This window comes from Frigoribacterium sp. Leaf8 (genome assembly GCF_001421165.1).
Classification (GTDB): domain Bacteria; phylum Actinomycetota; class Actinomycetes; order Actinomycetales; family Microbacteriaceae; genus Frigoribacterium.
The window spans coordinates 53,595-80,292 of sequence record NZ_LMKB01000004.1 but is presented as its reverse complement, the minus strand read 5'-3'; the positions used below and the strand labels follow the sequence as shown (position 1 = coordinate 80,292).

Genomic DNA, 26,698 nt, shown 5'->3' with positions numbered 1-26,698 from the left:
CGTTTGGGGACCACTCGACCGAGACGAGAGCGCGAAGCCGAGGAGGCGCGGGTCGCGTCGCCGAGGCGCGCTCGTGTAACGAGTGGGTGAAGACTGCAGCCCGTGCACGCTGCGGCACGGGAACGCTCGCATCCGCGGCGGGGCGCGGAGAACGGGGGCTACGGGGGAGCGCCGAGCCGCGCCTCCGGGGCTCCGGCGAGCTGGCCGCCGCCGCGAACCTCCCTTATCGTTCACCCGAACGATAAACGGAAGGCCATCCCCGCATGACACCGATCGTCCCCGAACACCGACACGCGCTCCGCCCGGCGCGAGACACCGGCAGCGGCCCCGACAGCCGCGCCGGCAGCGGCAGCGGCACCGACAGCCGCGCAGACCGCGGCACGGGCCCGACCCGCCGCACCGTCCTCGCCGGCGCCGCAGGGCTCGCCGGCCTCGGCCTGCTCACCCTCGCCGGCTGCACCCCCGCCCGCAGCACCCCGACCATCCCCGAGGCCGCCGCCACCGGCACCCCCGCCCGCGGCGGACGCCTGCGCATCGCGCGCCCGGCCGCCTCCGCCGCAGAGACCCTCGACTCCGCCAGCTCGCTCTCGGCCTACGAGTACCTCGGCGCCCTCTACAACCGGCTCGTCAAGCTCGACGACGCCGGCGTCACCGTGCCCGACCTCGCCGACGACTGGTCCGCCAACGCCGACGGCACGAGCTGGACCTTCCGCCTGCGCGAAGGCGTCCGCTTCCACGACGGCCGCCGCTTCACCGCCGCCGACGCCATCTACTCGATCGAGCACATCCTCGACCCCGACACCGCCTCACCCCAGGGCGAGGTGCTCGCCGCCATGATCGGCCCCGGCGGCATGACCGCCGTCGACCCGCTCACCCTGCGCTTCGACCTGCTGACGCCGAACGCCGAGTTCCCCTCGCTGCTCACCGCGTACCAGTGCTACATCGTGCCCGAGGGCAGCGCCGACCCGAGCCAGGGCGGCGGCATCGGCCGCACCGGCATCGGCACCGGCCCGTTCCGCCTGTCGAGCTTCGAGCCCGCGGGCACCGGCAGCGTCGAGGCCTTCGAGGACCACTTCGCCGGCCGCCCGGTGCTCGACGGCATCGACTTCTTCTCGATCCAGGACACCACCGCCCGCGTCAACGCCCTGCTCGCCGGCCAGATCGACCTGATCAGCCAGACCAACCTCGACTTCGCCACCGCCCAGGTCGTCAGCGCCTCGGCCGGCGCCACCGTCGCCCGCGCCCCCGACGCCCAGTGGTACACGATCCCGATGCTCGCCACGAGCGCCGAGTTCAGCGACCCGCTCGTGCGCCAGGCGATGAAGCTCGCCTACGACCCGCAGGCGATCGTCGCCACCGCCCTGCAGGGCACCGGTTCGCCCGGCTGGGACAACCCCGTGCCTCCCTCGCAGGCCGTCTGGCTCGACGACCAACGCGCCTACGACCCCGACCAGGCCCGCGCCCTGCTCAAGCAGGCCGGCCGCGAGGGGCTGAAGACCGAGATCTACACCTCCAGCTACGAATCCGTCTTCACCCCGATGGCGGTCGCCTACCGCGACGCCGTCCGCGACGCGGGCATCGACCTGACCGTGCGCAACGCCTCGTCCGACTCGTACTACACGCAGATCTGGATGCAGAAGCCGCTCATGGTCAGCTACTGGTTCACCGGCCGCCCGATCGACCAGCTGCTCAACCAGATCTTCCGTACCGGCTCGTCGTACAACGAGAGCGCCTGGTCGAACCCGACCTTCGACGGGCTGCTCGACGACGCCCGCGCCGAGATGGACGACACGCGCCGCATGACGCTCTACCAGGACGCCCAGCGCATCGTCGTCGAGGACTCCGCCGACATGACCCCCATGTTCGGCGACCGCCTCGTCGGCCTGTCGCGGAACGTCCTGAACTACCGCGAGTTCGGCTTCGAGTTCGACTACCTGCAGATCGGACTCCGCGCATGAGCCCCACACCGACCGCCGACGTCACGACCGACGGCGGCCCGGCCGCCGACGGCACGACCGCCAGCAGCCCGGGCGCCGGCGGCCCGCACCCCACGTCCCCGCTCGCCGCGACCCTGATCGTCGTCGCCCGCCGCGTCGGCACGGCCCTCCTCACCGTGCTGCTCGCCTCGTTCTTCGTCTTCTTCGCGGTGCAGGCCCTGCCCGGCGACGTCGCGCAGCAACTGCTCGGCCAGGACGCCACCCCCGACGCCGTCGCCGCCCTGCGCGAGACGCTCGGCCTCGACCAGAACGTCTGGGTCCGCTACGGCCAGTGGCTGGCCGGCGCGGCCCACGGCGACTTCGGCGTCTCGCTGGTCAGCGGCCTGCCGGTCGGCCCCGACCTGTTGATCGCCTTCCGCAACAGCATGCTGATCGCGCTGCCCGCCATGATCGTCGGCGTCACCCTGTCGCTGACCCTCGGCGTCATCGCCGGGGTGCGCCGCGGCCGTCCGAGCGACCACGCGATCTCGCTCATCAGCCTGGTCGTCATGAGCGTCCCCGAGTTCATGGTCGCCACGGTGCTCGTGCTGCTGTTCGCCATCGCGCTGCCGATCTTCCCGGCGGTCGTGCTGCGCGGCCAGGACGCGACGGTCGCCGAACTGCTGCCCAGCATCTGGCTGCCCGTCATCGTGCTGACCCTCGCCATGGCCGCGTACATCGTGCGGACCGCCCGCTCGTCGACGATCGACGTGATGGCGAGCGAGTTCGTCACGACGGCCGAGCTCAAGGGCCTGTCGACGCGTCAGGTGGTCTGGCGCCACGCCGTGCCGAGCGCCCTGCTGCCGACGCTCAACGTCGTCGCGCTGAACGTCGCCTGGCTGCTCGGCGGCGTCGTGGTCGTCGAGAACGTCTTCAACTACCCGGGCATGGGCAAGCTCATGCTCGAGTCCGTGTTCAACCGCGACCTGCCGACGATCCAGGCGATCGCGGTCGTCAGCGCCCTCGTCTACGTGGTGTGCAACCTCGCCGCCGACCTCATCGCGCTCGCCCTCGACCCGAGGCTGCGCACCCGACGGAAGGCCCGCTCATGAGCCCCGCACGCGACCGGACCCCGCCCGCCGACAGCGGCCACGACGGCACCGGACACCGCACCGCCGAGGAGGCGCGGGTCGCCACGACCGCGGACCCCGCGACCCCGGGCGCGCAGGTCGGCGGCCCGGCATCGGCCGGCCCGCAGGCCGCGGGCGGCTGGCCGAGGCGACTGCGCGCGAGCGCGACGTCCCTGACCAGCAGCCTCAGCGCCTCCTCGGCATTGAGCATCGGGCTCGGCCTGATCGCGCTGCACGTCCTGCTGGCGCTGCTCGCCCCGGTGCTGACCGGTCACGACCCCGTCGCCACCGACTCGGGAGCCGCCCTGACCGGCACCAGCTGGGCCCACTGGCTCGGCACCGACCAGTACGGCCGCGACATCTTGTCGCGCACGCTGAACGGCGGCCGGTACGCACTCGTCGTCACCTTCCTCGCCACGACGATCGCGGTCGGCATCGGCACCGTGCTCGGTTGCGTCACCGCCTACGCCGACAACTGGTTCGACGAGGTCGTCATGCGCATCGTCGACGCGCTGCTCAGCGTGCCGTCGATCCTGGCGCTGCTCGTCGTCGTGACCGTGTTCGACTCGGGCCTCTGGGTGATCGTGCTCGCCGTCACCGTGATCTACGCGCCGGCCGTGACCCGCGTCGTCCGCGGCGCCGCCCGCACCGTGATCACGCAGGACTACGTGACCGCCGCCCGCGCCCGCGGCGAGAAGCCGCTGAGCATCGTGTTCCGCGAGATCGTGCCCAACGTCACCGACGTGGTGCTCGTCGAGTACGCGATGCGCGCCTCCTGGATCGTGCTGCTCATCTCGACCCTGTCGTTCCTCGGGTTCGGTGCCAACCCGCCGACGCCCGACTGGGGCCTCATGGTGCAGGAGAACCGCACCGCCCTCACCGTCGTCCCGTGGGGCACGCTCGCCCCCGTCGTCGCCCTCGCCACGCTCGTCATCGGGCTCAACCTCAGCGCGGACGGGCTCAGCAAGTCGCTGGGCGTCGACCGCGCACAGAAGGGGGCGGTCTCGTGAACGAGCCCCTCACCACCGCCGGCACCGCGACCACCGGCACCGCCACCACCGCCGGAGGCGCGGGTGGCCTCGTCGACGTCGCCCCCGATCCCGTCGTCCGCGTCGACGACCTCTCCATCTCGTACGCCGCCGGTCGCCGCGAGGTGCCGGTCGTGCGGGGCGTGAGCTTCGACGTCGCCGCCGGACGCGCGCTCGGCCTGGTCGGCGAGAGCGGCAGCGGCAAGTCCACCGTCGCCCGCACCCTGCTCGCGCACCTGCGGCGCGGGTCGCGGGTCGTGTCGGGCAGCGTCCGCGTCGCCGGGGACGACGTCTTCGCCCTCGACGAGCGGGCGCGCCGGGCCCTGCGCGGTGGCACGGCGGCCCTGGTCGCCCAGAACGCCGGCCAGGCGCTCACCCCGTCGATGCGCGTCGGACGCCAGCTGCGCGAGGCGCTCGAGAGCCACGGCCTGCCCGGAGGCGACGACCGCGTGCTCGAACTCGTGCGCCACGTCCGCCTGCCCGACCCCGAGACGATCGTGCGGCGCTACCCCCACCAGCTGTCGGGTGGGCAGCAGCAGCGCGTCGCGATCGCCATGGCCATCGCGGCCCGGCCGAAGCTGCTGGTGCTCGACGAGCCGACCACCGCACTGGACGTCGTGACGCAGTCGGCGGTCCTCGAGCTGATCCGTGACCTGGCGGTCGAACTCGGCATGGCCATCGTTCTGGTCAGCCACGACCTCGGCGTCGTGTCGACCATGGCCGACGAGATCGCCGTCATGCACGATGGCCGGATCGTCGAGCACGCGCCGACCGCGTCGCTCTTCGCGGACCCGCAGCACGAGTACACCCGCGAGCTGCTCGCGAGCATCCCGCGCGTGCACGCCGACGCCGCCGCACCGCGTTCCGTGCACGGCACCGCGACCAGTCGGGGTGTGCAGCACGAAACGCGGCGCGACGCGGACGACGCACCCGCAGGAGGCGCGGCGCAGGAACCGGGGACGGCACCCGGCACCGCGCTCGGCGAGGTGGTGACCGACGTCACCGCACCGCGTTCCGTGCACGGCACAGCGACTAGTCGGGGTGTGCAGCACGAAACGCGGCGCGACGCGGACGCCGCACCCGCAGGAGGCGCGGCGCAGGACCCGAGGATCGCAGCTGCCACGGGGCCGGTCGTCACGGCGAGCGACCTCGTCGTCCGGTACGGGCGTGGCCTGCCCGCCGCGGTCGACGGCGTCTCGTTCACCATCGGCCGCCGCGAGACCCTCGCCGTCGTGGGGGAGTCCGGCAGCGGCAAGTCCACGCTCGCCACGGCCCTCGCCGGGCTGATCCCCGCCGAGTCGGGCCGGTTCGCCTTCCACGGGGCCGACGGGGTCGAGAGCGACCTGACGCGGCCCGTGGCCGGGCGCACTTCGACGCTGCGCCGGTCGATCCAGCTGATCTTCCAGAACGCCGACACCTCGCTCAACCCCCGCCGCACCGTCGGCGCCGCGATCGCCCGACCGCTCAAGCTCTTCACGGGCGAGTCGAGCCCCGAGCGCGTCGCCGAGCTGCTCGTCGAGGTCGGACTGCCGCCCGAGTTCGCCTCGCGCCTGCCCGCCCAGCTCTCGGGCGGCCAGCGCCAGCGCGTCGGCATCGCCCGGGCGCTCGCCGCCTGCCCCGAGCTGATCATCGCCGACGAGATCACGACGGCGCTCGACGTCCGCGTGCAGGCCGGGGTGCTCGACCTGCTCGCGGGGCTCCGCGACGAGAAGGGGCTCAGCTGCCTCTTCATCAGCCACGACCTCGCGGTCGTCCGCGGCGTCGCCGACCGGGTCGCCGTCATGACCGGCGGCCGCATCGTCGAGGTGGGCCCGACCGAACGCGTCTTCCAGGGGCCGAACCACCCGTACACGCGCACCCTGCTCGACGCGACGCTCGACCCGGGCACGACCGAGCTGCCCGACGTCGGCGACGCACGGCCCCGCTGGCGGGACGCCGACGGCTGGGACGACCACGGCGGAGGACACCACGTGAAGCGCTGGGAGGCGATGTGAGCACGAGCGGCAGGACCGGCACGGCATCCGGGCGAGACGAGCGGGGGGACGGCGCACGCGACCCGCGCCTCCTGGGCGACCCGCGCCTCCTGCAGGAGCCCGCGTGGGCCGGGGGAGTCCGCACCCTCGGAGCCCCGCGCGCCGACCTCGCCGACGCCCCCGGGCGGCAGGATTCCGACCGCCCGCACGGCAGCGGCCCGCTCGAGGTCGAGGTGCGCGACGAGTGGGTGCCGATGCCCGACGGGACGCGACTGCACGCCCGCATCTGGGCCCCCGTGGTCGACGAGCCCGTGCCGGTGCTGCTCGAGTACCTGCCCTACCGGCTCGACGACTGGACGGCTCCGCGCGACAGCGAGCGGCACCCCTGGTACGCCGCGCACGGCTACGCGTCGGTGCGGGTCGACATCCGCGGCACGGGGTCGAGCGACGGCCTCTTCGACGACGAGTACTCGGTGCAGGAGCTCGACGACGGCATCGCCCTGATCGAGTGGCTCGCCGCCCGGCCCTGGTCGACCGGCGCGGTCGGCGCGTTCGGCATCTCGTGGGGCGGGTTCAACGCGCTGCAGCTCGCCGGGCGGGCTCCGGCGGCCCTCAAGGCGATCGTCACCGTCTGCTCGACCGACGACCGCTACGACAACGACGTGCACTACATGGGCGGCGCCGTGCTCGGCATCGACATGGCGTCGTGGGGCGGCACGATGTTCGCGTTCAACTCGCGCCCGCCGAGGCCCGAGGTCGTCGGCGCCGACTGGGTCGCCCGCTGGCGCGAGCGGCTCGAACACAACCGACCGATGACGACGACCTGGCTCTCGCACCAGGAACGCGACGACTACTGGCGGCACGGCAGCGTCTGCGAGGACTACTCGTCGATCACGGCCGCCGTCCTCGCCGTGGGCGGCTGGGCCGACCCGTACCGCGACGCCGTGCTGCGCCTGGTCGAGAACGTCGACGCACCGGTCAAGGGCATCATCGGGCCGTGGTCGCACCAGTACCCGGACCGCGGGCTGGCGCCCGGCCCGGGCATCGGGTTCCTGCAGGAGACCCTGCGCTGGTGGGACCGCTGGCTGCTCGACTGCCCCAACGGCGTCGACGCCGAGCCCGCGCTGCGCGCCTGGATCAACGACTCCGAGCCGCCGGCGACGTACTACGCCGAGCGGACCGGGCGCTGGGTCGCGGCCTCCACATGGCCGGCGCACGAGACCGAGGACCGGGTCGTGCCGCTGGTCTCGCTGCGTGGCGGGGCGGACGGCCCCGTCGTCGTGCGCTCGCCGCAGAGCACCGGCCTCGACGCGGGGCGCTTCTTCCCGTTCGGCAACGCGACCGACCTGCCGCCCGACCAGCGCGCCGAGGACGGCCGCTCGGTCTGCTTCGACCTGCCGGTCGACTCGCCGCTGGACGTCCTGGGCAGCGTCGTCGCCGACCTCGCCGTGGCGAGCGACGTGCCCGACGGCACCGTCGTCGTGCGCCTTTGCGACGTCGCCCCCGACGGTTCGTCGACGCTCGTCACCCGCGGCGTGCTCAACCTCAACAAGCGGAACGGACGCGACCGCGCCGACGACCCGATGGAGGCGCGGGTCGAGCAGGTCGTGCGCGTCGCCCTGGTCTCGACCGGGCACTCCTTCCCGGCCGGCCACCGCCTCCGGATCGCCGTGTCGAGCGCCTACTGGCCGTGGGTCTGGCCGCACCCGGTCGAGGCGACCCTCACCCTCGACCCGTCGCGCAGCAGCGTGACGCTGCCCCTGTGGACGCGCGAGCCCGGCGACGGGTCGGTGGAGCACCCGGTCGACGACGGCGTCGCGTTCGAGGCGCCCGAGCGGGCCGAGCCCCTGGCCGTCCGCGCCCTGCCGCCGGCCACGGACCTGCCCCAGCGCAGCGTCTCGCACGACGTCGGCACGGGCGAGTGGGTGCTCGACGTCGACCCCGGCTACGGCGGCGGACGCGAATACCCCGACGGCCTGGTCTTCACCGAGGACAGCCGCGAGACCTACCGCATCGTCGACGGCGACCCGCTGTCGGCGTCGGCCGAGTCGCGCTGGGCGATCGGACTCGAGAAGCCGACCTGGAAGGCGTGGCTCGAGACCACGTCGCGCGTCACGGCCTCGGCCGAGGCGTTCCGCGTCGAGAACACCGTGCGCGCCTGGGCCCGGGACGGCGGGCCCGGGGCCGAGACGGTGCTCGTCGCCGACCGGACCTTCGACGAGCTCGTGCCCCGGACGTCGGCGTGAGCGGCGCGGGCGGCGGCGGCGTGAGCGGCGTGGCCACGGGCGGCGCGGGCGTGCGGCAGAAGCCGGTCGTCCGGCGGGCGTCCATCGTCGAGGCCGCCCGTGAGGTGATCGTCCGCGAGGGCATGGGGGCGACCCGACTGCGCGACATCGCCGCCGCGGCCGGGGTCTCGGTCGGCACCGTGACCTACCACTTCGACGGCGTCGCCGAGATCCTCAACGAGGTCGTCGTGCTCGAGACCGCCCGGTTCTACTCGTCGATCATCGAGGCGGTCGACGTCGAGCCCGACCCGGTCGTGGGGGTGCGGATGCTCGTCGAGCCCCTGTTCGCCGACACCGACGCGACCGACGAGCACTGGCGGCTCTGGTCCGACTACTGGACGGCCGTGGCGCGCAAGCCCGCCGTCGCCGCCGAGTACGTCGAGCGCATCCGCGTGTGGGAGGCCTGCCTGACCCGCACGCTCCGCCGCGGGATCGAGCAGGGCCGGTTCGCGACGGCCGACCCGTCGGCGCTCGCCCTCAAGCTCGCGGCCTACAGCGACGGCCTCGCGACCCAGCTCGCCCAGAAGGCCCCCGGCCTCACTCCCGGCCTCGCACTCGACTGGATGTGGACGCTGCTGGAGCACGAGACCGGGGCGTCCTTCCGGGGCTGACCCGCGCCTCCTCGGCGTCACTCATAGCGCAGCGACTCCACCGGGTCGGCCTTCGCGGCGCGCGCGGCGGGCAGCGTGCCGGCCAGGAACGCGATCACCATGACCACGACGATGATCAGCGCGATCGACACGGGGTCGAACGCGATCAGCGTCAGCCCGGGCAGGTTCGACAGCAGCGACCCGGCCAGGGTGGCGCTGACGACGCTGCCCGCGATCATCGCGACGCCCACGCCGATCGCGCTGCCGAGGAACCCGATGAACGCGGCTTCGAGGCTGAACAGGCCGAACACCTTGCCGCTGCCCATGCCCATGGCCTTCATCAGGCCGATCTCGCGGGTGCGCTCCTGCACGCTCATCAGCAGCGTGTTGACGATGCCGAAGCTCGCCGCGAGCAGGGCGATGATCGCGAAGGCGTTGAGCACGAGCACGATGCCGTCGATCACCGTGGTGAACGTGCCCAGCTGGTCGGCGACGGTGGTGCCGGTGTAGCCGGCGGAGGCGAGACGCTCCTTGAGGTCGCTCACCTGCCGGTCGGACGCGTCCGCGGCGAACCGCACCGTGGCCTGCGCGTAGCGGTCGACCTGGTCGGCGGGCAGCCCGACGTTCTGCGCGTCGAACAGGGCCGTGCCGAGGGCCGCGTTCGGGGTGACCGCCGCTCCAGCGGGCGAGGCGATGCTCTCCTCCGCGACGCCGACGACGGTCGCGGCGACCGTGTGCTGCGTGCGCGTGGCGTCGGTCACGGCGAGCGTGACGGACCGACCGACGGCCGCCTCGTCGTCCGCGAACCCCAGGGGACCGACGTACGACGTCGGGACGACCACCTGCAGGTCGGTCGCGTCGTCGTCGGGCTGGGCGCCCGCCGTCAGGGTGAGTTGCTGCCCGGGCACGAGGGCGCTCGCCGAGACGACGTACTTCGTGCCGCTCTCGCCCTCGACGTAGTCGGTCGCGAGCGACTCGGTCGGCTGCACGGCCAGCACGCCGTCGACGCCCTCGAGGGTCGTCACGTCGTCCGGGGTCAGGGCGACGACGGTCGCCCCGGGGGCACCGAACCCGCCCGCGGCGACGGTGTCGGGGTCGTACTCGGTCGGGCCCGAGTTCGCCCCGCCGAGACCCTGCGCGTCGTCGGAGGCCTTCGTGACCGTCATCGTGTCGGACGAGCCCACGGCCGAGACCGTGTCGTCGATGTAGGCGTTGATGCCGGTGCCCAGCCCGCTCGTCAGCGTCAGCGTGAAGGCGCCGACGAAGATCGCCAGGACGGTCAAGATCGTCCGCGTCTTCGACCGGAACGTGTTCGAGACGGCGGTCAGCAGCAGGTCGAGGGTCGTCATGCGGCCACCTCGGCCCTGTCGTCGACGATCAACCCGTCGCGGATCACGATGCGCCGGTCGCAGCGCGCCGCGAGCTCCTCGTCGTGGGTCACCACGATCAGCGTGATGCCGTTCTCGCGGTTCAACGAGAACAGGATGTCCTCGACGACCGCCCCGGTCGCCGTGTCGAGGTTGCCGGTGGGCTCGTCGGCGAAGATGATGCGCGGGTCGTTGACCAGCGCGCGCGCGATCACCGTGCGCTGCTTCTGACCACCTGACAGGTTCAGGGCCTTGTTCTTCGCCTTGTCGGCGAGCTCGAGCTGCTCGAGGGCCGCCAGGCCGCGGCGACGGCGTTCGCCGCGGGGCACGCCCGCGATCTTCATCGGCAGCACGACGTTCTCGAGCACCGACGAGCTCGACGTCAGGAAGAACTGCTGGAACACGAAGCCGAACGTCTTGTTGCGCGTCCGGTTGAGGCGCCCTCCCTTGAGCGTGCTCGTGTCGACCCCCTCGAGCTCGACGGTGCCGGTCGTCGGGGCGTCGAGCAGGGCGAGCACGTGCATCAGGGTCGACTTGCCCGAGCCGCTCTTGCCGACGATCGCGACGCTCTCGCCCTCGGCGACGTCGAAGCTCACCCCCTTCAGGGCCTCGAACCGGTTCGGGCCGCGCCCGTACGAACGGTGGACGTCTCGGACCGAGATGATCGGCGCCATGGTGCTCCTGTCGCTGACGGCCCCGGTGTCTCCGGGGCCGAGACCCACCCTCGCGGGCCGCGCCGACCGGGTCGTCCCCCCACCGCGGACACCTGCCGGCCGTCGAGTACCGCACCTGCGGTACGCGACGTCGGGCCAGAGGGGGACTCGGCCACCGCCGTTCCAGGGCACGATGGGGTCATGACGACGACGGACGGCAGGAGGCGCGAGCCCGCCTACCCGCGACCTCGCGTCCCCTGGTGGCTGGGCGACACGCTCGCCGCGGTGCTCGTCGTCGGTGCGGCGTTCGCCCCCTTCCCCGTCGCGGGGTTCCGGCCGACCGGCGGGCTGGCCGTCGCGGTCGTCCTCGCCCCCGTCGTCCTGCTGCCGTTCCGTCGTCGACGCCCCGTCCCGGTGCTCGCCGCGATCGTCGGCCTGTTCGGCATCGCCGCCCTGCTCGGCACGCTCGCACCGGGCGTCGTCCTCGCCACCGGCATCGCCGTCTTCGCCGTGGCCGCGCGGACCCCGCGCCGCCGCACCATCGTCGTGACGGTCGTCACGGTCCTGGCCGTCGCCCTGCTCGGCCTGCTGGGGGTCGGGGGACGCGTCGTCGACCTGCCCGTGGTCCAGTTCACGCTCCTGGTCGCCTTCGCCGCCGCGGCGGGCGACGCCAGCCGCTCCCGACGGGAGTACATCGAGGCCGTCACCGAACGCGCCGAGCGAGCCGAACGCACCCGTGAGGCCGAGGCCTCGCGCCGGGTGGCCGAGGAGCGGTTGCGCATCGCTCGCGACCTGCACGACGCCGTCGCCCACCAGATCTCGGTGATCAGCCTCAACGCGGGCGTCGCGTCGTCGGCGATCGAGACGCGACCCGAGAAGGCGGTGACGGCCCTCGCGACCATCCGCCGCGCCTCCCGGACCGTCCTCGGCGAGATCGGCGACCTGCTCGAGGTGCTGCGCGCCGGGGACTCCGAGCGGGTCGCGTCGCCGCAGCCGGGCCTCGCACGACTCGACGAGCTCGTGGCAGGGTTCGCCGACGCGGGCCTCGTCGTGAGAACGCGGGTCGAGGGCCCGCTCGCCGCGGTCACGGGCGCGGTCGACCTCGTCGCGTACCGGGTCGTGCAGGAGGGGCTGACGAACGCCGGCAAGCACGGCGGCGAGAACCGCGCCCACGTGCTCGTCGCGGTCGACGAGCACGAGGTGTCGGTCGTGGTGACGAACCCCGTGCCGGCGTCGAGGGACGTGACCGAAGCGGTGGACGTCCGTGGCGGGTACGGGCTGCTCGGACTGCGCGAACGCGTCGCCTCGGTGCGGGGCGTCGTCGAGACCGGGCCGACGCCGGGCGGCTTCCGGCTGGCGGCCGTGCTGCCGGTGACCCGTGGGGGCGACATGGCCGGCTCGTCGGGCTCGGCCGGCTCGTCGGGCTCGGCCGGCTCGTCGGGCTCGGCCGGCTCGTCCGGTGGGAGCGGGGGAGTCTCGTGACGACCGTGCTCGTCGTCGACGACCAGCCGCTGATCCGTCAGGCCGTGACCGACATCCTCGACGGCGAGGACGGGGTCGAGGTCGTGGGCGACGCCGTGAACGGCCGGGAGGCGGTGATGCGGGCGTCGGCGCTGAGGCCGGACGTGGTCGTGATGGACATCCGCATGCCCGAGCTCGACGGCATCGGCGCGACGGCCGAGATCTGCGCCGACCCGCTGCTCGCCGGGACGAAGGTGCTGATCCTCACGACGTTCGAGGAGGACGAGTACCTCGTCGCGGCCCTGCGCGCCGGGGCGAGCGGGTTCATCGGCAAGGGCGCGGAGCCCGACGAGATCGTCCGGGCGGTGCGGGCCGTCCACGCGGGGGAGTCGCTGCTGTCGCCCGTCGCGACCCGCAGCCTCATCGAGAAGTACGTCCTGCCGGGTGGTGGCGGGGCGGGATCGGTCTCGGGGACGACGTCGTCAGGGGAGTCGTCGTCGGGGGCGTCGTCGCCGGCCGTGCCGGCCGGGCTCGCGCACCTCACCGACCGTGAGCGCGAGGTGCTGCTGCTCGTCGCCCGGGGTCGCGCCAACGCCGAGATCGCCACCGACCTGGTCATCTCGCCGCACACCGCGAAGACCCACGTCAACCGCATCATGACCAAGCTCGATGCCCACGACCGGGCGCAGCTGGTGATCCTGGCCTACGAGACGGGCTTCCTCGCGCCGGGCGCCGCGTAGCGGCCTTCCCTGCGTCCGAGTGGGCCGAACATGTCCTTCCCGGGCGTGCGGAGGACATCTTCTGCCCACTCGGACGGAGGGGGACGAGGAGGCGCGGGTCAGGCGAGCGCGGCGGGGTCGAGACCGTGCTGCTCGACCTGGATCGCCTGCCGGATGGTCAAGGGGTAGATGCGCGACAGCTCGGGATTCGACGGATCACTCGAGATGTACGCCACGCTCTCGACGTGCTGCTCGAAGGCGTTGACCTTGTCGCGCGGCGCGCCCACCACGAGCTGGAAGCCCAGGGAGGTCAGCGCCGCCAGGGCCCGGCCGGTGTACTCGGCGTCGGCCTTGACGAAGCCCTCGTCGAGGACGATCGGCGCGTAGGTCGGCACCCGGTCGGTGCCGTCTCCCAGCCGGAACCGCAGGGCGGCCCCCAGCACGAACGCGATGAGCTCCTGCCCCTCGCCACCGGACTTGCCGGCCACGCCCTCGTGCACGATCTGCGTTCCGTCGGCGCGGGTCTCGATCGCCCGGAACTGGTAGTGCTCCCGCGCGTCCAGCACCCGCCGGCGCCAGGCGTCACCGACCTTCGACTTCTCCTCGAGGTGGGCGAGGTCGCGGCGGAGCCTCAGGAACCGGCGCTCGACCTCGGACGCGTCCCGCGCCTCCGGGGCCCGTCCGTCCGCGGAGCGTGCCTCGGACGTGCCCTCGCTCCCGGCCCCGCCGGTGTGCTCGCGCAGGGTCCGCTTGAACTCGAGCAGGTCGCCGTTCGACACCGGCCGCGGCTCGATGTCGAGCGTCGAGCCCTGCCGGAACTCGATCGACCGCAGGGCCTGCGAGATGGGGCGGACGCCGCGGCGGATGACGTGGCCGTCCTCCTCGATCTGGACGAGCAGCGCCCGAAGGCTGTCGCCCACGTCGCTGCCGGCCCTCTCGAGCCAGCGCTGTCTCGCGCGGGGCAGGTCGTCCTCGACGAGCTGCCGGTGGATCGCCCGGACCGCCGGCAGGCTCTCGATCGTGGCGTCGATGCCCGCGGTGCGGTCGAGTTCGAGGTACCGCTCGAAGACGACGACGAGCGTCGACTCGGCGTTCGCCCGGTCGCGGTCGTGCGCGTCGACCTGGGCCCGCAGCTGCGACGCCGCGTCCCGGTACAGCCGCACGACGTCGGTCGCCTCACGCGGTGCCGCGAACGGCAGCGGGGCGAGGAGTGCCCGCTCGTCGTCGGTCAGGGGGTCGGCGTCGGCGGCGTCCGCGAACTCGTCCTCGATGTCGACGAGCGTCGCGTGCTTCTCGTCGAGCTGCGCGAGCACCTGGTCGATCTCGGCCAGGCGGCGCGTCGCGGCCGAGCGGTCGTCGTCGTGCTGCGCGGCCTCGGCCTGCAACGTGGCCAGTTCGGGACGCTCGACGGCGATGCGGTCCAGCTGGGCGCGCAGGTCGTCGAGCCTCGCCTGCGCGGGGGCGGTGTCGAGCTCGTCCCAGGTGAACTCCTTCGCGCGGGCGACGGCGTCGGCGACGCGACGGCGTTCGACCGCCTCGGCCTCGATCGCGTCGTACTCGGCGCGGACCCGGGCCAGCACGGCCTCGAGGTCCACGATCTCGTCGCCGAGCTCGGCGATCCGGGCCGCGTTGTCGAGCCCGATCCACGAACGGGTCGACCGGTCGTCCTTGATCACGCGGTCCCGCGAGCCGGTGCGGAGGCCGCGCCGGGTCACGGCGCCGCGGGTGCCGGTCGGGCGGGGGCCGCCGAGGTCGTCGGGACCCTCGACGCAGAGCACGCTGCGGTCGGCGACGAGCTCGTCGTGGAGCCAGCCACGGAACGGGCTGGCCGGGTCGAGCCGCACCATGACGGGCACGGTGCGGTCGACCGGGGTGAGCGTCGGCTCGGCCCCGGTGGTCGCCGGCACGAGCGTGACGCGTCCCCGCACGTCGTTCTCGTCCACCCAGCGGCGCACGGCGTCGAAGTGCGCGCGGTCCACGAGGAGGTGCGTGGCGAGGTCGCCGAGCACGCGCTCGATCGCGACGGCCCACCCGGCGTGCTCGGGCGCGACCTCGAACAGCTCGCCGGCGTAGGGCAGGTCCGACACCGGCACGCCCGCCCCCTCGGCGATGCGCCGGCGTCGCTCGATCGCGTCGTCGGGCACGTTGCTGCGGCGCTGTTCGAACGACCGTTTCTGCTTCTCGAGGGCGGCCAGCGACCGCTTCGTCTCGCCGATGCGGGCGGCGAGGTCGCTCCGGGCGTCGGCGGTCGCGGCCCGGGCGGCCGCGTCGTCGGCCGAGAGGCGGTCGGCACGCTGCCCGAGCGCGGCGAGCTGCTCGTCGTCGCGGGGGAGGGACGCGCCGGTCCCGTCGAGTGCGGCGGCGAGCCGGCCGCGGGTGCGCTCGACGGCGGCGAGCTCGGCCTCGGCGGCGGCCACGTGCTCGCGGAGCGACTGCGTGGGGTCGCCCCCGAGCTCGCTGATCCGCGCCAGGGCCTGTTCACGGGACCGGAACGCGAGCTGCTCGTCCGCCTGGGCGCGCCTCCGGCGTTCGCCCTGCTCGCGCTTGTCGGTCGTGACGCGGTCGACCTCGCCGCTGACCCAGCTGCCGACGCGTTCGGCCAACCAGATGCGGAGCCGGCTCGGCCCGTCGTCGTCGACCAGCAGGCGGCGCTTGGCCGAGCCGTCGCGTCCGGCGAGCTCGTACCGGTCGGCGAGCGTCGGCACGGCCTCGAGCACGTCGAGCTTCTTGCGGGTCGTCTCGAACACGTCGTAGAGCGCCGAGGCCTCGCGATAGGTGGCGAGCGTGGTCTCCCAGCGGCTGAGCGCCTGCGGCTGCACGAGCACGAACTGCTTGAACAGGTCGTCGATCGAGAACACGCCCTTCGACGCCTGCGCCCGACGCAGCAGGGTCAGGGCCTTGAGCTGCGACTCGTCGCTGCCGCCGATGCCGAGCTGACCGCACAACCGCACCCGCAGCTCGGGCTGCGACGAGGTCGCGAGGTCGTGGGCGGGGTCGAGCAGGCGGGCGAGGGAGCCACGGGTCAGGGGGTTCTGGCTCGTGCCCTCGCGCGTCACCTCGGACAGCCGGCTGAGGTCGAAGCGGCCCTGCACGAGCAGGTAGACGCTCGCCTGGGTGACGTCGTCCTGGCTGGCGGTGTCCTCGCCGATCCAGGCGACGCGGACGGCCGTGACCGTCTGGCCGAGTTCGGTGGACCAGGTGATGGCCGCACCGCTCGGGAACGCCTGGCCGAGCGGACGCAGGAACCGCGTCGTCGTGCGGTCGGAGGCGGCGTCGCGGACCTCGTCGGTCTTGCCGCGCGCGTAGCTGTAGACGGTGCGCTCGGACCGCTGCCGGCTGTCGTCGCGGGCGGCCCGGTTGAACTCCTGCGGGTTGGGCATGATGACCGCGGCCATCGCGTCGAGCACGGTGGACTTGCCGCGACCGGTGGGGCCGAGGATGGCGATGCCGCCGCGCCCCACGGGCATGCGGTGCAGGCCGGCGTAGCTGCCCCAGTTGAGCAGCTGCACCTGCTCGATGCGGTACTGGCCCGAGTGGAACATGCCGAGGTCGGGCGGGGTGTCGGCGATGCTCATGCCTGGGGTGCTTCCGTGTCGGTGTCGGTGCCGGTGCCGGCGTCGTGCGCGGGCGCGGGCTCGAGGTCGAGGTCGAGGTCGAGCGGGACGGCGGTCGGGTCGGGTTCGGCGTCGGGGGTGTCCTCCACCGTGTCCGCGGGGTCGTCGTCGGCGGGATCGGGTTCGACCTCGACCTCGGGCTCGTCAGCGTCGGCGTCGGCGTCGGCATCGATGTCGGCGTCGACCTCCGCTTCGGCCGCGTCCGCATCGACGGGGATGCCGACCTCGTCCCCATCGGTCGGGTCGCCCTCGACGCCTGCCGCCTCGAGGTACACCCGCTCGAGGTGCGCGAGTCGGTCGGCGGTCATCAGCGGCACGATCGCGGGCGAGACCACGAACAGTTCGGGGTCGTCGGGCTCGGCCGTCAGCAGGTCGCGGGCGACGAGCGCGGCGATCGCGGCGTCGACCCGGCGGCGGGCGCGCACCTCGTCGGAGCCCGAGTCGTCGTGGTACCGACCGAGGAACTCGGCCACGGCGTCCTTCGAGATCACGACCGCCTCGTCTTGCCCGTCCGTGAAGGCGTGCTCCCGGCGGGCGAAGACCATCAGCAGCGAGGCGTCGCGCGACAGCGGCTTCTCGCGGCGCAGCAGCACGGGCACGTCGTCCTCGCCGCCCTGTCGCTTGAAGGCGACCTCGTGGTCGTGGTCGACGACCAGCACCAGGAACAGCTCCTCGAGCCGCGCCCGGATCTCGGGTTCGTGCGCGAGTAGGCCCGCCCAGGCCTCCTGCTGCCGCGCGCGGGACACGAACCGGTGGGTCAGCAGCGTGACGAGCGCCTTGCGTCCGGCCAGCGGTAGCGCGTCCGGGACGCCACCGGCCGCCGCGTCGTCGGCGTCGCCGTCGTCGAAGGCATCGCGGGAGGCGCGCGCCGACTCGTCGGGGGAGGTGGCGGTCGCCTCGGCCGAGGAGGCGCGGGTCGCCTCGTCGACGCCGGTCTCGTCCCAGGGGGCTGCGGGGCTCATGCGAGGTCCTTCGTGCTGGTCGTGCCGGTCGTGGGGTCGGGGGCGTCGGGCTCGACGCCCGGCTCGGCCCCGGGCGGACCCGCGGGACCGCGTCGGAAGACGAGGCGGGGCAGCGTGACCTGCCGACCCGCGCCTCCTGACGTCGTGGGGTCGGCGGGATCGCCGACGAGCTCGACGGTCTCGGTGTCGTCGCCGACGACGCCGCGCTCGAGCGCCAGGTCGAGCATGCTGAGGACGAGCGCGAGGCGGCGGAACCCGGGCTCGGTCGCCTGGTAGACGTCGCCGCTCGTGACCTCGTCGCGGTCGACGAGCAGCCGGTCGATCGTCGCCGACACGGCCGCCGTGCTCGTGCCCGAGGTGAGGCGGAGGGCGGCCCGGTCGGCCTCCGGCAGGGTCGCGTCGCCGATGGTCACCTGCACGTCGACCGTCGGCCGCGCGCGATCGGTGTGCAGCTGCACCTGGCTGACGTCACGGACGTCGAGCGCCCCGAGGCCGAGCCCGTCGCCGTGCTCGACGGGCAGCATGGCGTGGCCCGGCCGGCGCTCGGCCCAGACGCCGCCCGCGTGCAGCGCCCGGTCGGCGAGGGTGAGCAGGCGCTGCTGCTGGTCGGAGCCCGACCGGCTGAGGAAGCGCCGCAGCGAGGACGTCCACCGGCCGTACGTCTCTTGCACGCTCTGCTCTTCGGCGAGCAGCGACGAGATGAGCGACTCGAGCTGCGTGCGCTGCCGCTCGGTGAGCTGCGCGGCCGCGTCGGGCTGGGCGAGGACCTTCTCGATGTCGGCGCGCATGACGTCGATCCCGCGCGACGACAGCATCTGGGCGAAGCCGCGGTACGCGCGTCCCTCGGGGGTCTGCTCGAGCAGGTCGTTGTCGCGCAGGTACTGGTCGACGAGCGCGCCCTTGCCGACGTGTTCGGACGAGGCCCGGCGCGCGACCTCGCGGTGCCGCTGCTCGACCATGGCGCCGAGCTGGCGGAAGTCCTCGGGCAGCGACGCGGTCAGACGCACCACCTCGCGGACCTGACGGCGCAGCACGTCGGGAGCGGTGGGCTCGGTGCCGTGCCGCTCGATCTCGGCCTTGCGGCGCTCGAGCTCGGCGATCTGCTCGTCGAGCCGGGTGAGCTGCGACCCGCGGCTGGGGTCGGCGAGGCCCGCGAGCTGCCCGACGGCGTGGGCGATGCTGCCGAGGCGGGCCTCGCTGACGGCGTTGTCACGCTCGACGAGGTCGCGCACGAGGCGCAGCGCCTTGAGCGCGTGCGGCGACAGGCGGTACTCGGCGCGGGCGTCCGGTCCGGAGGCGCGGGTGCGGACGAGCCAGCGGCTCTCGACCCAGCTGCGGCAGTACTCGGCCGGGGTGGTCTTCTGCTCGGCGGGGGCCGGCGTGGCGACGGGCGTCGGGGACGCGGGCCGCGCCTCCTCGGGGTCCCGCTCGGTCGTCGCCCGCTCGGACGTCGGGTGCTCGGGGGCGGCCTGCTCGGACGCCGCCTGCTCGAGTGCGGCCTGCTCGGACGCCGCCTGCTCGGCCGTGTTCTGCTCGAGGGCGTCGGCGACCTGCCGGTGGAACCAGTCGGCCGACACCGGACCCTCGGCGTGCTCGAGGTGGCGGGAGAAGAGCGGCAGCATCCAGCGGGCGTTGTAGCCGCGGAGCAGGGCCCAGGTGGGGTCGTCTTCGTACGCCGCGCGCACGTCGTCGCGGCTCAGGGCGTCGTCGTGCCCCGACGGGTGGTTCACCAAGCAAGACCTCCGGCAATCGTCGGACGACGATACCAACTGGTGACGCTCCGCTCGGCGACGGTGTCGCTCGTCGTCCGCAGCGGCCAGGATGGGGGGATGGGGATGGGGATGGGGATGGGGATGGGAATGGGGATGGGCATCAGGTCGAGGCGGGGCGTCGTGGCGACCGTCGTCGTGGCCGTCCTCGCGCTCGCCGCCGGATGTGCCAGCTCGAGTGACCTGCTCCAACGATTCGAGTCGCTCATGGACGGTGTCGGCGGCGTGGTCGAGATCGAGACGGCCGGGACCGACTCTCCCCTCGGCGTCGCGGAGGCCCAGGCCACGGTCGTGGTCGAGGACGACCTCTCCGACGACGACCTCGAAGCCGTCGCCGAGCGCATCAGGCCGTTCGTGGCCCGCAACGTCGGTGACTCCTCCGACTGGCGGTTCGTCGACGTCCGGCGAGGCACCGTCTCGTTCGAGGTGCTCGCCGACGAGGGCGACACGGCGGCCCAGCTCGACCTCGCGCGTCGCGTCGCGGACGACGCGGTCTTCGCCGAGGTTTCCCTCGCCACGCACGCGTTCGGCGAGGACGGGGCGACCGGGGACGACTCGCCTCGGCGAGGGTTCGGGATCACGGTGGTCCCGTCGGAGTCGTCGGACGTCCTCTCGGCCTGGCAGCGGGCACGCTCCCTTCGGGACGCCGCGGCCCAGCTGACCGACGTCGACGTGACGGCGTGGAGTCCGGACACCCGCCGGTTCGTGACCGAGAACGTCTCCGGGTTCCCCTCGGTCCTCGACGATCCCGCGACGTCCGACGTCGTCCTCGACGCCGCCGACCAGGCCCGTCTGTTCGACGCCGTGGGGGCTGCGGATCTCGGGGCCGGGCGGGTCGAGGTCCTGCCGGAGGGCATCCGGGTCGACCTCGACACACCGAGCGTCACGGGTCACCACTCGCGCGACGAGGTGGCGGAGGCGTCCCCGCGAGCGGCACGGATCGCCGGCGTCCTCGTCGGGATGTCCGAGGTGCCCGGCACCTCGATCGGCTTCGTCTCGTCACCGGACGAACGGCGAGAGCTCGACGGCGACCTGTCCGCCGCCGAGTCGCTGGTGGACGTCGTCGCGTCCGACACGGTCACCTACTCGGCGATCAGCGCCCGGTCGGTCGAGGTATGGACGTCGGGGCTCGAGGGCGTCGTGCCCGCGATGCAGGCCATCGGTGGTTCCGCGGCCGTGTCCGGGATGGACGAGATCCGCGTCTCGTCCGGTGCAGCCGACCGCAGGGGTCTCTCGTTCTCGGGCCGGCCCGAGGCACTCGCCGTGCTCGCCACCGTCACGGGCGCCATCGTGGCCGCACCCCGGATCGAAGGCATGGCCGTGACCGCCACGGAAGGCCGCCTCAGCATCGAGCTCGACGACGACCACGACGCCGCCGCCACCGACGCCGCCCTGGCGGACGTCGTCGGCGCGGTTCGGACGGCACCGGCCGGGACCGTCGTGACGTTCCGGCGAGACGTGCGCGGGGCGGCCGACCTCGCCACCGAGACGGTCGGCCAGGCCGCGACGGGCGAGTGCTCGGCGCTCGCCGACGACGATGCAGCACTGTGCGCGATCGTCCGGTCCGCATGGGGCGCGTGATGGTCGGTGCTGGCACCCCGGGCCCGAAGGGTGCACGATCGAACGATGACCTCGCCGATCGACCACGCCGACCCGTCACCCGTCGTGCACGTGCTGCACGACAACGCCGAGTGGCTGCCGCCGCTCGTCGCCGCGCTCGACGCCGCGGGGGTGCCCCACCGCGAGCACCTGCTCGACGGGACGTCCTTCGACCTCGCGGCCGCGCCTCCTGAAGGGGTGTTCTGGTCGCGGCTGAGCGGCTCGGCCCACACGCGCGGCCGGGGGACGGCCAAGGAGGTCGCGCGAGCGACCCTGCGCTGGGCCGAACGGCACGGGCGCCGGACCATCAACGGCAGCGGTGTCGTCGAACTCGAGGTGAGCAAGGTGGCGCAGTACCTGGCGCTGGCGTCCGCCGGGTTCAACGTCCCCGCGACGACTGCCGTGTTCGGCACCGCCGACCTCAAGGCCCGGGCACGCGAGCAGACGCTGCCGTTCATCACGAAGCACAACCAGGGCGGCAAGGGCCTCGGTGTGCGGCGCTTCGACGACCTCGACTCGTTCGACGCGTACGTCGACGGGCCCGACTTCGAGGTGCCGGTCGACGGGATCACCCTGCTGCAGGAGTTCCTGCAGGCCGAGGAGCCCTTCAACACACGCGTCGAGGTCGTCGGCGGGCGCTTCGTCTACGCGGTGCGCGTCGACACCTCGGCCGGCAGCTTCGAGTTGTGCCCCGCCGACGCGTGCGTCCTGCCCGACGGCGCCGACCCGGCCACGTTCGCGCCGTTCGCGGTGCGCCCGTCGGTCACCGCGGAGCACCCGCTCGTACGGCGTCTCGAGGCTTTCGTCGCCGAGCACGGCATCGAGGTCGCCGGCATCGAGTTCATCGAGACCGTCGACGGCCGCTCCGTGCCCTACGACGTCAACACGAACACCAACTACAACCCGGACGTCGAGCGGTCGTCGTCGGTGTCGGCCGCCGCGACGCTCGCCGCGTGGCTGGGCGAGGTGTTGGCGGCGGAGTACGCCGCGACCCCGGCCTAGCGCCGGTCGCCTGGACACCGTCGAGTGGACGCCGCGCCACGTCCTGCCGCGGTTCGTCGTCCACTCGGCGGTGTCCCGCGACGGGGTGTCTCGGGTCGCGGTGTCAGGGGCCGGCGATCAGGACGAGGAGTCCCCAGGCAGCGGGCAGCAGCGCCACGGCCATGACCACGTTGGCCACCAGGAGGCCGGTCACACGGGCCTCGCGCCCGGCGGGACGTGGGGCCCCGTCCGGCGCTGATCCTTCGCGGAGGGGCGCCGTGGGGCGGATGGCCCGCAGACAGACGACGGCGCCGATCACCCCGGCCACCGGCACGACCACGACGGGAACCCACCGGAGGGCATCGTCGGAGCCCCAGGGGGCCGCCACGGCGACCACCACCGAGAGCAGCCCCACGACCAGTGCGACGATGCCGGTCCGCGTGGCCACGTCAGCCCGGTCGGCCGGACGCTCGTCGGACGTCATCGGCCCGCTGTGCTGGTCGTACTCGGCCTCGAGCTGCAGGACTTCGTCGACGACGTCATCCGGCCACGGTACCGACCTCACCCGGGCCTGTGGACGACCGCGTGGGCTCATCTGGTCCGGTCCGCTCTGCTGGTCCATGGGAGACGCCCATTCTGCGGCGGGCGGAGAGTATTTCGGCTTCTACCTTTCCTGCTGCTTCTCGGAGCGGATCGTGTTCCCAGACCCGAACCACCGACCAGCCATCTCGCTCGAGGCGGGACGTCGTCGCCACGTCGCGTCGGCGGTTGCCGAGCAGCTTGTCGAGCCAGTAGTCGCCGTTGCGACGGGGAATGTGTGTGTGCTCCTCGCAGTAGTGCCAGAGGCAGCCATCCACGAACACCGCGACTCGGAGTCGCGGAAAGGACAGGTCGGGTCGACACCGGGTCCCGTCGATCGTGCGGTCGACGAAGTACCGCCAACCCCGGGAGTGGAGCGCCCTCCTGAGGGCCAGCTCCGGGGCGGTGTCCTTCCGGGCAATCCGGCTCATCCTCTGGCTGGTGCCGGCGTCGCAGTCGAGTGCATCAGTCCTCGGCGCGCGCATCGAGATCGATTCGTCGTGGGTCGTCATGGCCTGTCACACCTCGTCCTCACGCTCTCGGGCCCGGCGTCCGAGGTCGGCGACGTCGGCGGCTCAAGACAAGTCCTGTCGGCTCGCGAGGTCGCGGAACGAATGCCGAGGCAGGGTCGAGTGGTAGCCGTCCTCGTCGAACGCGATCTGCCCCCAGGAGGTCGAAGACAGCAAGCTCCGGGCGCGCTTCGACGGACCGGTCGGCGTCGTCGAGCGAGACGACCGAGAGCGGTGCGCCTAAGGCGCCGTTCGCCTCGTGATCGCGGATGAGTCTCGGGTGGAGCAGTTCGTGGAGGTCGCATCCCGCTTCGATGATCATGCGTCGACGTTATGGACGGGCTCGAAGTCACAGGGCGGTGGCTCGTCCTCCTCGGGAAGGTGACCCGCGACGGGATGCATGTGGGCGAGTCGTTCTTGGTGCCTGCACGAGGTGAACAACGGGCGAGTGGGCAGAAAGGGTCCTTCGTCGGGCCGGGAAGGACCGTTTCTGCCCACTCGGCGAGCACGCACCCGCGCCGACGCGGAACGGGGTCAGCGGCGTTCAGGAGGCGCGGGCGGCGCCGGCGACGTCGCGAACGCGACGGCCGCGAGGCCGGTCAGCACGATCGCACCGATCGTCACGGGTGCGAGCGGCCCGGCGAACGCCGCCGCGAGGCCCTGCGTCGTGCCGAGGCCGACGACGAGCTGGCCGATCACCAGCAGCACGAGGCCGAACGCGGCACCCAGCAGGCTCACCCGGGCCAGGTCGTGCAGTCGGCGGGAGTCGTCGGCGAGGCGGCGCGTGCCCGGCGTTCCCGGCAGGCCGGCCGAGAGCCGACGTCTCATCCGGACGAAGAGCACGAGCGCGACGACCGACAGCACCAACGGGATGGCACTGCCGATCGTGAGGGCGGTCTGCACGACGCCGAACAGCGCGTCGGTGCCACCGGGGGAGGGCGGGGTGCTCATCGGACTCCGTTCGAGCGGGGTGGTGGATTCACGGGCGAGTTCGTCGCCGACGGGCGCCTCCGGCGGCCCGGGGACCACGAATTCGCCTGTCCACGACCGTCCCGGCCGAGTCGCCGACGAACCGCCCGGACACGACGACGCCGACCAGGCGGGAGCCGGGTCGGCGTCGTGGGCCGTGCGGACGGGTGTCTAGTAGCGGGGCTTGCGGGCGGGCCGCTCGCCACCCTGCGACCGGTCGGGGCGGTCGTCGCGGCGGGGCGCGCCTCCTCGGCGGTCGGGCTTGATCTCGATGAGCTTGCCGCTGATGCGGGTGTCGCTCAGACGGTCGAGCATGTCGCTCGAGACGTCCGAGGCGAGCTCGACGACCGAGAAGTCGGGGCGGATCTGGATCGCCCCGAAGTCGTCGCGGCTCAGACCGCCCTCGTTCGCCAGGGCACCCACGATCTGACGCGGCTCGACACGGTGACGGCGACCGACCTCGATGCGGTAGGCGGTCATCGGCTTCGACGTCCGCGGGCCACGCTCACGGCGCTCGCCCCGGTCGTCGTCGCGACCAGCGCGCGGGGCACGGTCGTCGCGCTCGCGCAGCGGCCGCTCGTCGCGCTGCGGGCGCTCGTCCTTCGGGTCGAGCAGCAGGGGCGTCTCGCCCTGGGCGACCACGGCGAGTGCGGCGGCGACGTCGGCCTCGGGCACGTCGTGGTGCTCGACGTAGTGGCTGATGATGTCGCGGAACGCCGAGATGCGGCTGTCCTGCGACAGGGCCTCGGTGATCGCGTCGTCGAAGCGGGTGAGGCGCGTGCTGTTGACGTCCTCGACGGTCGGCAGCTGCATCTGCGTGAGCGGCTGGCGGGTGGCCTTCTCGATCGCACCCAGCAGACGACGCTCGCGCGGCGTGACGAAGCTGATCGCGGCACCGCTCCGGCCGGCACGCCCGGTGCGGCCGATGCGGTGCACGTACGACTCGGTGTCGATCGGGATGTCGTAGTTGACGACGTGGCTGATGCGGTCGACGTCGAGACCGCGGGCCGCGACGTCGGTCGCCACGAGGATGTCGAGCTTGCCGCTCTTCAGCTGGTTGACCGTGCGCTCGCGCTGGGCCTGGGCGACGTCACCGCTGATCGCCGCGGCCGAGTAGCCGCGGGCGCGCAGCTTCTCGGCGAGGGTCTCGGTCTCGCTCTTCGTGCGGACGAAGATGATCATGCCCTCGAAGTTCTCGACCTCGAGGATGCGCGTCAGGGCGTCGACCTTCTGCGGGTACGACACCATCAGGTAGCGCTGGGTCGTGTTGACCGAGGTCGTGGTCTTGGCCTTGACCGTGATCTCTTCGGCGTCGTTCAGGTACTGCTTCGAGATGCGACGGATCTGCGGCGGCATGGTGGCCGAGAACAGGGCCACCTGCTTGTCGTCGGGGGTGTCGGCGAGGATCGTCTCGACGTCCTCCGCGAAGCCCATCTTCAGCATCTCGTCGGCCTCGTCGAGCACCAGGTACTTGAGTTCGCTGAGGTCGAGGGTGCCCTTGGCGAGGTGGTCCATGATGCGGCCGGGCGTGCCGACGACGACGTGGACGCCGCGGCGGAGCGCGCTCAGCTGGACGCCGTACGCCTGGCCGCCGTAGACGGGCAGGACGTGGACCCCGCGCATGCCGGAGGCGAACTGCTCGAACGCCTCGCAGACCTGCAACGCGAGTTCGCGCGTCGGCGACAGGACGAGGGCCTGCGGCTTCTTGGCCGACACGTCGAGGCGCGAGAGGATGGGCAGGGCGAAGGCCGCGGTCTTGCCGGTGCCGGTCTGCGCGAGCCCGACGACGTCGCGGCCGTCGAGCAGGGTGGGGATCGTGGCGGCCTGGATGGCCGAAGGGGTCTCGTAGCCGATCTCGCGGATGGCCTTCAGGACCTGGTCGCTCAAGCCCAGATCGGCGAACGTCGGCGTCGTGTCGGCTTGCTCTGTGGCGTCGCTCGGGGCTTGCTCGGTGGTGTCACTCATGGTGCAACGGTAGCTTGTCCGGGCCCTCTGCTGTTGCTCCCGCCCGCGAGGCGGGCCGAGTCAGGTCGGTGCGAGGGGCAGCACCGTCGCGACGAGCGTGGTCACGACGACCACCGTGGTCAGCGCGGAGGTCGCGACGGCGAGTCGGCGCAGGGCCCGGGACCGGCCCGGCCGTCGTCCGACCGTGGCCGACACGAGGGCCGTCACGGCGAAGGCCGCCGAGGTCAGGCCGACCACGGGCGTCGACGCCCGGCGACCTCGAGCGAGGCCGAACGGGAACCCGGTGGCTCCCTCGTCCAGCTCGCCCCAGCCCCACGCGACGTACCCGGCGGCGGCGACCGCCGACAGGGCCAGCGCGAGTGCGGGCTGGTGGGGGATCGGCTCGCGGTGGACGGAGACGCTCGGCGGGCCTCGTCGAGGGGGACGCCGGGGGCGGAGGATCGGGTCGCCGGGGTCGAGGGTGTCGTCGAGCAGGAGTCGGCCCCGACGGCGGAGCACGATCACCTCGTCGACCGGACGGGGTTGCCGCGAGTCCGGCTTCTGCTCCTTCGCAGGGGGTGACACGGTCGTTAGCCTACCGGTCGTCAGTCGAACGGACGGGCCTCCGTGTCGGCGGCCCGAAGTAGTCT

Annotated in this window: 20 protein-coding genes; 10 read left to right on the top strand and 10 right to left on the bottom strand. The window is 73.2% G+C overall.

Annotated elements, in window-relative coordinates:
- Positions 1-263: 263 nt before the first annotated feature.
- The 6 genes from ASL10_RS04525 to ASL10_RS04500 are packed head-to-tail and all read left to right on the top strand — an operon-like array spanning position 264 to position 8,943.
- Positions 264-1,958, top strand: coding sequence for an ABC transporter substrate-binding protein (locus ASL10_RS04525; RefSeq protein WP_082460189.1), 1,695 nt, complete (start codon positions 264-266; stop codon positions 1,956-1,958).
- Positions 1,955-3,028, top strand: a complete 1,074-nt coding sequence (locus ASL10_RS04520) for an ABC transporter permease (RefSeq protein WP_082460188.1) — start codon at positions 1,955-1,957, stop codon at positions 3,026-3,028. Before ASL10_RS04525 ends, ASL10_RS04520 begins: the two co-directional genes overlap by 4 nt.
- Positions 3,025-4,056, top strand: a complete 1,032-nt coding sequence (locus ASL10_RS04515) for an ABC transporter permease (RefSeq protein ID WP_235452426.1) — start codon at positions 3,025-3,027, stop codon at positions 4,054-4,056. The genes ASL10_RS04520 and ASL10_RS04515 overlap by 4 nt, the downstream gene beginning before the upstream one ends.
- A complete protein-coding gene (locus ASL10_RS04510; protein WP_082460187.1) occupies positions 4,053-6,068 on the top strand; it encodes an ABC transporter ATP-binding protein in 2,016 nt (671 codons plus the stop codon). The genes ASL10_RS04515 and ASL10_RS04510 overlap by 4 nt, the downstream gene beginning before the upstream one ends.
- Positions 6,065-8,293, top strand: coding sequence for a CocE/NonD family hydrolase (locus ASL10_RS04505; RefSeq protein WP_235452424.1), 2,229 nt, complete (start codon positions 6,065-6,067; stop codon positions 8,291-8,293). The genes ASL10_RS04510 and ASL10_RS04505 overlap by 4 nt, the downstream gene beginning before the upstream one ends.
- Entirely contained in the window at positions 8,290-8,943 is a 654-nt protein-coding gene (locus ASL10_RS04500) for a TetR/AcrR family transcriptional regulator (protein ID WP_235452422.1), read from the top strand. The genes ASL10_RS04505 and ASL10_RS04500 overlap by 4 nt, the downstream gene beginning before the upstream one ends.
- Before the next feature lie 17 nt (positions 8,944-8,960).
- Here the strand turns inward: ASL10_RS04500 and ASL10_RS04495 are convergent, their stop codons facing one another.
- Positions 8,961-10,271 carry an ABC transporter permease gene (locus ASL10_RS04495; protein ID WP_056044834.1) on the bottom strand — a complete coding sequence of 437 codons (1,311 nt, stop codon included), beginning with the start codon at positions 10,269-10,271 and terminating at the stop codon, positions 8,961-8,963.
- A complete protein-coding gene (locus tag ASL10_RS04490) occupies positions 10,268-10,963 on the bottom strand; it encodes an ABC transporter ATP-binding protein (RefSeq protein ID WP_056044902.1) in 696 nt (231 codons plus the stop codon). The genes ASL10_RS04495 and ASL10_RS04490 overlap by 4 nt, the downstream gene beginning before the upstream one ends.
- A gap of 180 nt (positions 10,964-11,143) precedes the next feature.
- Here ASL10_RS04490 and ASL10_RS04485 point away from each other — a divergent pair, with 180 nt between their 5' ends.
- Both ASL10_RS04485 and ASL10_RS04480 read left to right on the top strand, forming a co-directional pair.
- On the top strand, positions 11,144-12,424 hold the full coding sequence (locus tag ASL10_RS04485) for a sensor histidine kinase (protein WP_056044832.1): 1,281 nt from the start codon (positions 11,144-11,146) through the stop codon (positions 12,422-12,424).
- Positions 12,421-13,143, top strand: a complete 723-nt coding sequence (locus ASL10_RS04480; protein WP_056044830.1) for a response regulator transcription factor — start codon at positions 12,421-12,423, stop codon at positions 13,141-13,143. The genes ASL10_RS04485 and ASL10_RS04480 overlap by 4 nt, the downstream gene beginning before the upstream one ends.
- 98 nt (positions 13,144-13,241) lie before the next feature.
- Here the strand turns inward: ASL10_RS04480 and ASL10_RS04475 are convergent, their stop codons facing one another.
- Genes ASL10_RS04475 through ASL10_RS15520 form a run of 3 tightly spaced genes read right to left on the bottom strand, consistent with a single transcriptional unit; the run spans position 13,242 to position 19,428 of the window.
- Positions 13,242-16,697 carry an ATP-binding protein gene (locus ASL10_RS04475; protein ID WP_056044829.1) on the bottom strand — a complete coding sequence of 1,152 codons (3,456 nt, stop codon included), beginning with the start codon at positions 16,695-16,697 and terminating at the stop codon, positions 13,242-13,244.
- The gene (locus ASL10_RS04470; RefSeq protein ID WP_056044827.1) at positions 16,694-17,698 is read right to left on the bottom strand and encodes a DUF4194 domain-containing protein; all 1,005 of its coding nucleotides are present in this window, start codon (positions 17,696-17,698) and stop codon (positions 16,694-16,696) included. Before ASL10_RS04470 ends, ASL10_RS04475 begins: the two co-directional genes overlap by 4 nt.
- Positions 17,695-19,428 carry a DUF3375 family protein gene (locus ASL10_RS15520; protein ID WP_056044825.1) on the bottom strand — a complete coding sequence of 578 codons (1,734 nt, stop codon included), beginning with the start codon at positions 19,426-19,428 and terminating at the stop codon, positions 17,695-17,697. The genes ASL10_RS04470 and ASL10_RS15520 overlap by 4 nt, the downstream gene beginning before the upstream one ends.
- Before the next feature lie 162 nt (positions 19,429-19,590).
- Between ASL10_RS15520 and ASL10_RS15920 the strand changes: the two genes are divergently transcribed.
- Together ASL10_RS15920 and ASL10_RS04455 are read left to right on the top strand one after the other, a co-directional pair.
- Complete coding sequence (locus ASL10_RS15920; RefSeq protein WP_056044823.1) at positions 19,591-21,048, top strand: hypothetical protein; 1,458 nt, start codon at positions 19,591-19,593, stop codon at positions 21,046-21,048.
- 45 nt (positions 21,049-21,093) lie between these two features.
- On the top strand, positions 21,094-22,068 hold the full coding sequence (locus ASL10_RS04455; protein WP_056044821.1) for a RimK family alpha-L-glutamate ligase: 975 nt from the start codon (positions 21,094-21,096) through the stop codon (positions 22,066-22,068).
- A 103-nt stretch (positions 22,069-22,171) separates the two neighbouring features.
- Here the strand turns inward: ASL10_RS04455 and ASL10_RS04450 are convergent, their stop codons facing one another.
- The 5 genes from ASL10_RS04450 to ASL10_RS15915 all read right to left on the bottom strand — a co-directional run bounded on the left by ASL10_RS04450 (position 22,172) and on the right by ASL10_RS15915 (position 26,633).
- Positions 22,172-22,612, bottom strand: coding sequence for a hypothetical protein (locus ASL10_RS04450; protein ID WP_056044819.1), 441 nt, complete (start codon positions 22,610-22,612; stop codon positions 22,172-22,174).
- Positions 22,587-23,138 carry a very short patch repair endonuclease gene (locus ASL10_RS15510; RefSeq protein ID WP_235452420.1) on the bottom strand — a complete coding sequence of 184 codons (552 nt, stop codon included), beginning with the start codon at positions 23,136-23,138 and terminating at the stop codon, positions 22,587-22,589. Before ASL10_RS15510 ends, ASL10_RS04450 begins: the two co-directional genes overlap by 26 nt.
- Before the next feature lie 531 nt (positions 23,139-23,669).
- On the bottom strand, positions 23,670-24,086 hold the full coding sequence (locus ASL10_RS04445; RefSeq protein ID WP_157485273.1) for a hypothetical protein: 417 nt from the start codon (positions 24,084-24,086) through the stop codon (positions 23,670-23,672).
- Positions 24,087-24,275: 189 nt separating this feature from the next.
- Positions 24,276-26,069, bottom strand: a complete 1,794-nt coding sequence (locus ASL10_RS04440) for a DEAD/DEAH box helicase (protein WP_056044815.1) — start codon at positions 26,067-26,069, stop codon at positions 24,276-24,278.
- A gap of 60 nt (positions 26,070-26,129) precedes the next feature.
- The gene (locus tag ASL10_RS15915) at positions 26,130-26,633 is read right to left on the bottom strand and encodes a hypothetical protein (RefSeq protein ID WP_157485271.1); all 504 of its coding nucleotides are present in this window, start codon (positions 26,631-26,633) and stop codon (positions 26,130-26,132) included.
- Positions 26,634-26,698 lie beyond the last annotated feature (65 nt).